Source organism: Pseudoflavonifractor sp. BSD2780061688st1 E11, assembly GCF_005844125.1.
GTDB lineage: Bacteria > Bacillota > Clostridia > Lachnospirales > Lachnospiraceae > Sellimonas > Sellimonas catena.
This window is the reverse complement of the sequence record NZ_SPHM01000006.1, coordinates 112,711-121,044: the sequence shown is the minus strand read 5'-3', so window position 1 is coordinate 121,044 and position 8,334 is coordinate 112,711. Positions and strand designations below refer to the sequence as shown.

The 8,334-nt window shown below is 47.6% G+C and carries 4 protein-coding genes; 1 reads left to right on the top strand and 3 read right to left on the bottom strand.

The annotated features are described in order from the left end of the window. Nucleotides 1–175: 175 nt before the first annotated feature. Both FGQ85_RS04515 and FGQ85_RS04510 read right to left on the bottom strand, forming a co-directional pair. On the bottom strand, nt 176–3,973 hold the full coding sequence (locus FGQ85_RS04515) for a phosphoribosylformylglycinamidine synthase (RefSeq protein WP_087252973.1): 3,798 nt from the start codon (nt 3,971–3,973) through the stop codon (nt 176–178). A 108-nt stretch (nt 3,974–4,081) separates the two neighbouring features. Beyond that, nucleotides 4,082–4,783 (bottom strand): TIGR01906 family membrane protein, encoded by a 702-nt coding sequence (locus tag FGQ85_RS04510; protein WP_087252976.1) that lies wholly within the window; start codon nt 4,781–4,783, stop codon nt 4,082–4,084. Between the two features lie 140 nt (nt 4,784–4,923). Here FGQ85_RS04510 and FGQ85_RS04505 point away from each other — a divergent pair, with 140 nt between their 5' ends. Continuing rightward, nucleotides 4,924–5,796 (top strand): LysR family transcriptional regulator, encoded by an 873-nt coding sequence (locus tag FGQ85_RS04505; protein WP_171027881.1) that lies wholly within the window; start codon nt 4,924–4,926, stop codon nt 5,794–5,796. Nucleotides 5,797–5,836: 40 nt separating this feature from the next. On the opposite strand, the gene FGQ85_RS04500 is transcribed toward FGQ85_RS04505, so the two are convergent. Further along, nucleotides 5,837–8,212, bottom strand: a complete 2,376-nt coding sequence (locus tag FGQ85_RS04500) for an ATP-dependent DNA helicase (RefSeq protein ID WP_138372781.1) — start codon at nt 8,210–8,212, stop codon at nt 5,837–5,839. Nucleotides 8,213–8,334: the final 122 nt, after the last annotated feature.

The following is an 8,334-nucleotide window of genomic DNA, read 5'->3' as shown; positions in this document are numbered from 1 at the left end:
AACGACAAAAATCGCTGTAGCCCAGTAAACACAAGGGATACAGCGATTTTTTCTTCCAATAACTGTCAAAGACAGGATTATAATCATCGTGTTTTCTTCTGTCAAATACTCAAGGGAAACGGAAAGAGGACAAATCCTGCTCTGATCTGTCCTCTTTCTCTATCAATTATATGCCCTATTTGAAATATGCGACGCCGGATTCAAAGATCTTCATATCCTGTTCGCCGTAAATATTGATTGCCACACCATCCGCTCTACGCTCGGAATGTGCCATCTTGCCAAGTACACGTCCGTCCGGGCTTGTGATACCTTCGATCGCGCGGTAGGAACCGTTAACATTCCATTCCTCGTCCATCGTTACATTTCCGTCCAGATCGCAGTACTGTGTCGCTACCTGTCCGTTTGCAAAGAGGGTATTAAGCCATTCTTCATTTGCAACAAAACGTCCCTCCCCGTGGGAAGCCGGGTTTGTATAAACTCCGCCAAGCTCTGCCATCTGAAGCCATGGGGACTTGTTTGTAACTACTTTTGTGTAAACCATCTTGGAAATATGACGTCCAATGGTATTGTATGTCAATGTCGGCGCGTCTTCTGTCTGTCCGACAATCTTGCCGTGCGGAACAAGGCCCAGTTTGATCAGTGTCTGGAATCCGTTACAGATACCAAGCGCAAGACCGTCTCTTTCATTTAAGAGCTTCTCTACTGCTTCTTTCATCTTTGCGTTCTGGAATGCAGTCGCAAAGAACTTCGCAGATCCGTCCGGCTCATCTCCTGCGGAGAATCCGCCCGGGAACATAATAATCTGAGATTGTCCGATTGCCTTTTCAAACTCAGCTACAGAATCGCGGATATCTGCCGCATCCAGATTCCGGAATACCTTTGTAATCACCTTAGCACCTGCGCGCTCAAATGCCTTTGCACTGTCGTACTCGCAGTTTGTTCCCGGGAATACCGGAATAAAGACAGTCGGCTGCGCAATCTTGTGGGAGCAGATGTGAACTTTCTTTGTATCGTAGCATCCGTCTTCCGTGATACGTGCTTCCGGATCTGCCGGCGCCACATATACGGACTCCGGTGCTGATTCTTCACCTGAAACGGTTGCAAATACCTTTTCCAGAGGTGCTTTCCATGCTGACTCTGCTTCTGCAAGTGTAATTTCCGTATTTCCATAAGAGAAGGTACCGTTATCTGTCACTTCACCGATCACTGTATATGTAATCGCAAGTTTTCCGACTTTGTCTGCCGGTACTTCTGCGATAATATCTCCAAATCCCGGAGCAAAGAAATCTCTCGGGTCTACATTATGCTCAATCTTGACACCCATGCCGTTTCCGAATGCCATCTTGCTGACAGCCGCAGCAATACCGTGGCGGTCCAGAGCGTACGCGGAAACAATGTTTCCATTCTGAATATCCTCGCGGAACTTGCCGTACTGATCCATTGTCTGGCTGTAAACCGGGAGGCTGTACTGGTCTTTCTCAATCCGAAGCCATACAAGCTTATTGCCTGCTGCTTTGAGTTCCGGTGTAATGATGTCTCCAACCTTCGCAATGTCCACAGCAAAGGAAACCAGTGTCGGAGGTACATCGATATCCTGGAAGGTTCCGGACATACTGTCCTTTCCTCCGATGGATGGAAGTCCGTATCCGATCTGTGCGCTGTATGCACCAAGGAGTGCCGCAAACGGCTGACTCCAGCGTTTCGGATCTTCTGTCATTCTGCGGAAATACTCCTGGAATGTGAAGCGGATTTTCCGGTAATCTCCGCCGGAAGCTACGATCTTTGCGATGGACTCGGTCACTGCATAAACTGCTCCGTGATACGGGCTCCAGCTTGAAAGATACGGGTCAAATCCAAAGCTCATCATGGATACCGTATCACATGCCCCTTTCAGTACCGGAAGTTTGGCTACCATGGTCTGGGTCTCTGTCATCTGGTATTTTCCGCCATGCGGCATGAAGACAGATCCTGCTCCGATGGAACCGTCAAACATCTCCACAAGTCCTTTCTGAGAACATACGTTAAGGTCTTTTAATGTATCAAGCCATGCTTCCTTCACATCCGGAACATCTTTGCGTTCTTCCAGCATGTTGCCGTCTTTTGACGGAATCTCAACAAAGACTTCTGTCTCCTGATGTGCTCCGTTTGTATCGAGGAATGCACGGGAAATGTTGACAATCTCTTTGCCTCTCCAGGAGAGTACAAGACGAGGCTCTTCTGTGACAACTGCCACTTCCACCGCCTCCAGGTTCTCCTCTTTGGCATACTCTAAAAACTGTGCGACATCTTTTGGATCTACTACAACGGCCATACGTTCCTGGGACTCGGAAATAGCGATCTCTGTTCCATCAAGTCCTGCGTATTTCTTCGGCACTTTGTCAAGATCCACTCTCAGACCATCTGCCAGCTCTCCGATCGCAACGGAAACTCCGCCTGCGCCAAAGTCATTACATTTCTTGATGAGACGGCTGACTTCTTCTCTGCGGAACATTCTCTGAATCTTACGCTCTGTCGGCGCATTTCCTTTCTGAACTTCCGCACCACAGGTCTCGATGGATGCTTCTGTATGTACTTTGGAAGAACCGGTCGCACCGCCGCATCCGTCTCTTCCTGTCCGTCCGCCGAGCAGAATGATGATATCGCCCGGATCGGATGTCTCACGGATGACCGCACGTCTCGGCGCAGCGCCAAGGACAGCACCGATCTCCATACGTTTTGCCACATAATCCGGATGATAAATCTCTTTAACCATGCCTGTAGCAAGTCCAATCTGGTTGCCGTAGGAGCTGTATCCATGAGCAGCCTCTCTGACAAGCTTCTTCTGAGGAAGCTTTCCTTTCATCGTATCTTTCACAGAAACGGTCGGATCTGCCGCTCCTGTCACACGCATTGCCTGGTAAACATAAGTACGGCCGGACAGCGGGTCACGGATGGCTCCGCCAAGGCAAGTTGCAGCGCCTCCAAACGGCTCGATCTCGGTCGGATGATTGTGTGTCTCGTTCTTAAAGTTGACAAGCCACTCTTCTTCCTTTCCGTCCACTTCGATCGGCACTACGATACTGCACGCATTGATCTCATCGGACTCCTCCTGATCCTGAAGCTTTCCTTCTTTTTTCAGCTTCCGCATTGCCATCAGGGCAAGGTCCATCAGGCAGACAAACTTGTCCTCTCTGCCTTTGAAAATTTCACTGTGTGTCTGTAAATATTCCCGGTATGTCTCTTCCAGAGGTTCACGGTAGTCTCCCTCTCCGAAAGTTACATTGGTAAGCTCAGTGGAGAATGTCGTATGACGGCAGTGATCAGACCAGTATGTATCCAGCACACGGATCTCTGTCATGGACGGATCACGCTTCTCCTCTGTCCGGAAATAATTCTGAATATGAAGGAAATCCTTAAATGTCATGGCAAGGCCAAGGGAATCATAAAGCTCTTTTAAACTTCCCTCTTCCATGTCCTGGAAGCCGTCAAAAATCAGGACGTCTGCAGGCTCCTCAAACTGTGTCACCAACGTTTCCGGCTTGTCCATTCCGGTTTCTCTGGAATCCACTGGGTTGATGCAGTGCGCCTTGATTGCCGCAAACTCCTCGTCGCTTACGCTTCCTTCGATTACGTAAGTTGTCGCCGTCTTGATTACCGGCTTTTCATCCTCACGGATAAACTGTACGCACTGTACAGCAGAATCCGCTCTCTGGTCAAACTGTCCCGGCAGGTACTCTACGGAAAATGCCCGCTCGTCCTCTTTCATCGGGAAAGTCTCTTTATATAAGGTATCTACCGGCGGTTCCGCAAACACACCGTTGCACGCTCTCTCAAATGTCTCGTCTGACAGATTTTCAATATCATAGCGGATCAGCACACGGACATTGGTCACGCCGCAAATCCCCAGGTAGCTTTTGATCTCGTGTTTTAATGCTTTCGCCTGTACGGCAAAATCCTGCTTTTTCTCTGCATATACACGTCTTACACCGCTCATGAATTTCCTCCATTCTTCTTTTTACAAGATTATTCGATTCTGACCCTAGTGTATCATACTTTTCTTGATAAGTATAATTAATATATTTAAATTTACTTATAAGTTGTCCTAATTTTCTTTTTTCTTCCTCCAGATCCGAAGTCCAATACAGATCAATTCAAAGAAAATCAGAAAAGCAACAAAAAATCCCCCGATCCGCAGTGTCATATCGAAGAAAAATCCTTCCGGAAGCATCCGGATCATATAATCCGTGGCCGGGTCAAACATCCACAGATCATTGTCGAAAAACAGCTCATGGAAAATGACAAAGCACCGGTCAAAGTTCACGGCAATCGCAATTCCAAGAGCCGCAACCAGCGCCAGAAACACTCCGACCGTGATCTCATAAGCCTTCGGCAGAATCCGTTTGAGATCCGCCTTCAAAATGAGCAGAAGCACTACCGCCGCAGCCAGTATAACCGCCGCATATCTTCTGAGGGCAAACCCTCCAAGAAACAGATCCCGGACCTCTCCCATGTGGAACCGGTCCTGCTCATTAAAAAAGTCCTGACGCTCCCCATCAATCGTAGTCATGACGGAAAGCTCCTCCCGGTCTCCTCGTAAGTAGGACATCATCTTTTCCGTAACATCCATGATGTCGTCCATCTCCATCGGGAGTGTCTCCTGAATTTCATACTTTTCATATTCTTTCTGGTAAAAACCAAAATCACTGTATGCTGCGATCTCGAAAGCACTCAGCAGTAAAATCAGAATCAGCGAAACCGCTGCCGCTGCTGTCAGAAATCCGTGTAGCACTTTTTTTGTCTTCATTCTTATCGCCGTTCCTTTCTGTCTGTCTTCTTTTCCTATTATATATGCTGTCGGCCCGTCCTTCCAGCAAAACTTTTGTGCCTTGTTTTTTTCCCATTCTTTCCTTATAATAAAACTAGAATTTATAAGGAGGACTTATGATGGATATCAACTATGAATTATATAAAGTTTTTTACTATGTTGCGTCAAGTTTAAGCTTCTCCGAAGCATCCAAGCAGCTTTATATTTCCCAGTCCGCAGTCAGCCAGTCAATCAAGGCTCTGGAAAAGAAACTGGATCAGGTCCTGTTTATCCGGAGTACAAAGAAAGTCCAGCTCACTCCGGAAGGGGAGATCCTTCTGCGCCATGTGGAACCGGCCATGAATCTGATCAAAAGAGGAGAAAACCAGCTTCTGGAATCCGCCTCCACAGGCGGTCAGATCCGGATCGGGGCAAGTGATACCATCTGCCGCTACTTTCTTGTACCGTATCTGGAGCGTTTTCACAGGAGTTTTCCAAGTTCTCACATCAAGGTGACAAACCAGACGTCCATCAAATGCGTGGATCTTCTGGAAAACGGACAGGTGGATCTGATTTTTATCAATTACCCTAACAATTATATCAACCAGCTTTCTACTGTCAAAAAGATCAAAACGTTCCGGGACGTCTTTGTCGCCAATGATTCCTTCTCCCACCTGAAAGGGAAGAAACTTTCCTACCAGGAACTTTTGGATCAACCGATCCTGATGCTGGACCGGAAAAGTACGACCAGTGAATTCCTTCACAGTCTTTTTCAGCAGCATCAGCTGGATCTGGTACCGGAAATCGAACTGAGCAGCAATGATCTTCTCATCGATCTTGCAAAAATCGGCCTTGGCATCGCTTTCATTCCGGATTACTGTTTAAGCCGTGACCCGGAAGGGCTCTTTATCGTGGAGACAAAAGAAGAGCTGCCAAAGCGGCAGCTCCTGATCGCCTACAATGACCGGATTCCGATGTCCCGGTCTGTACAGGCTTTTCTCGATTACTTCTAATCTTTGGATCACAGCCGGATCCTTACGTTTTCGGAGTGTTCTATGGCTGCGTCCTGGTTTCATCCCAGAATGCAGCCACCGCTTCGGCCGTCTGGGGAAGCCGGATGGAGAAAGCCTTGCTCCATTCTCTGGGAAAGACCGCCCGGTACTGTCGAAGCAGGAAACGGTCGTCTAGAAGAAAAATCATTCCTCTGTCCGTATCGGTTCGGATCACCCGTCCAGCCGCCTGCATGACTTTATTCATTCCAGGATACAGGTAGGCATAATCAAATCCGCTCATTCCTTTTTCATCAAAATACTGCTTTAACAGCTCTCTCTCCAGACAGACCTGGGGAAGTCCTGTGCCGACAATCCACGTCCCGATCAGCCGCTCTTCTGTCAGATCGATCCCCTCTGAAAAAATCCCGCCCATCACGCAGAATCCGATCAGTGATCCGTCCCGCTCTTCCTCAAAGTAATTCAGAAATTCTTCCCGTTCTTCCTCCGTCATGCCCGGATCCTGAATCAGGCAGAAAATCTCCTCCTCTTCTTTCTGAAGTGCCAAAAAGGCCTCATACACATCATTTAAAAACCGATAGGATGGGAAAAAGGCAAGATAATTCCCATTTTTCTTTCGAACCGTCTCCAACATATATCTGGCATACCGCTCGTACATCTCCTCACTGCGCCTCGTATATCGGGTCGTAACATCGCTTCCGATCAGAACACTTTTATTCTCTTCCGGAAACGGGGTATGGGCATACACCGCATAGTCATCTGTCTGCGTGCTCAACAGCTTCTTATAATATTGAATCGGAAGCAGGGTGGCCGAAAAGAAGATCGTGCTGACTCCATAATTCAGATACTCGCTTAAATTGACCGCCGGATTCACGCAGAACAGCCGGACATAAAACTTCCCTTCTTCGGTAAGCTCCGTATAAATCATATAATTTTCGTCCAGTTTATCATGAATATACAGAAAGTCCCGAATCTCAAAATACAGATCCAGCACCTTCTCCCGAATCTCTTCCTGACTGCACTCTTCCAGAAAACGCTCTATTTCGGTCATCACATTCATCAGACGGAGCACCAAATGGGAGATACTGGAATATAAAGCATGTCCCGGGCATTCCCTTTTCAGTGTCAGAAGCTGCTCATTACACCCGCTGATGGCTTTTCCCAGTTTTGCATCCTCCTCTTTTACCGCTCTTCTGACCTCCAGAAAATCTTCCTTGCAGATGGAGGCACTGTACATGGATCTCCCCCTTTCCACCAGATTGTGCGCCTCGTCAATCAAAAAGAGATACTCCTTCTTCGCTCCTTCTCCGAAAAAGCGCCTGAGATGGGCATTCGGATCAAATACATAATTGTAATCACAGATGACCGCATCAGTCCAGACAGAAAGATCCAGCGCCATCTCAAACGGACATACGGTATGCTTTCTTGCATAGGATTCAATCTGATCCCTGCTCATATCATCGGTGTGGGTCAGCATATCAAAGACCGCATCATTGACCCGGTCAAAGTGTCCTTTCGCATACGGGCAGGCATCCGGATTGCATTCCGCTTTTTCACAAAAGCAGATCTTCTCTTTTGCAGTCAGAGTAATAACCTTGCAGGCCAGTCCCTGCTCCTTTAACGTAAGGAAAGCCTTTTCCGCCACTGTCCTTGTGATCGTCTTGGCTGTCAGATAGAAGATCTGATTCGCCAGTCCTTCGCCAACTGCCTTTATCGCAGGGAACACTGTCGCCATCGTCTTCCCTACTCCTGTCGGAGCCTGAATAAACAGCTTCTTCTTCCTGAGAATCGACCGGTACACCGATACCACCAGATCTTTCTGCCCTTCCCGGTAACCGAAAGGGAACTCCACCTGTTTGATGGACTGATTCCTCTTTTGCCTCCACTCTATCTGAAAAACGGCCCATTTTTCATACCGGTGCACCAGATCAAAAAACCATTTCTTCAGTTCTTCACAGGAAAAAGTCTGATAAAAACGCTTTACTTCCTCTGTCTCCATCTGACAGTAGGTCATCTGTACTCCGATTTCAGAAAGTTCCTTTATGCTGGCATATATATAGGCATAGCACTTTGCCTGGGCCAGATGCACCTTCTTCGGTTCTTTGATCAGATCCAGATCCTGCAGGATTCCCTTGATTTCATCCACTGCGGTCCGGCCATCCTCCTCAATAATTCCGTCCGCTCTTCCCTCCACTATAATATCCAGTTTCTCACACGGCACGACAATCTGAAGCGGCACCTCCGCATGATATCCGCCTCCCATCTGTCTTTGAATTTTCCGATGAATCCTTCCCCCAAGCAGCATGGCCTCCTTATCCGCTGTGCCTCCCTGTCTGCTGTCCAGATCTCCCTCTCTTAGAATAAACTCCACCAGATTTCGGACCGAAATCCGTACCTTCTCCTCTTTTTTCTCTTCCATCCCGGGTCACGTCTTTTCTTTCATTTTTGTCTAATCTTGTTTATTATAACATAAACACAGTATAAAAAAGAAGTGCTTCCCCGTCTTGTCGGAATGGAAACACTTCTTTTTTATACCCTGCC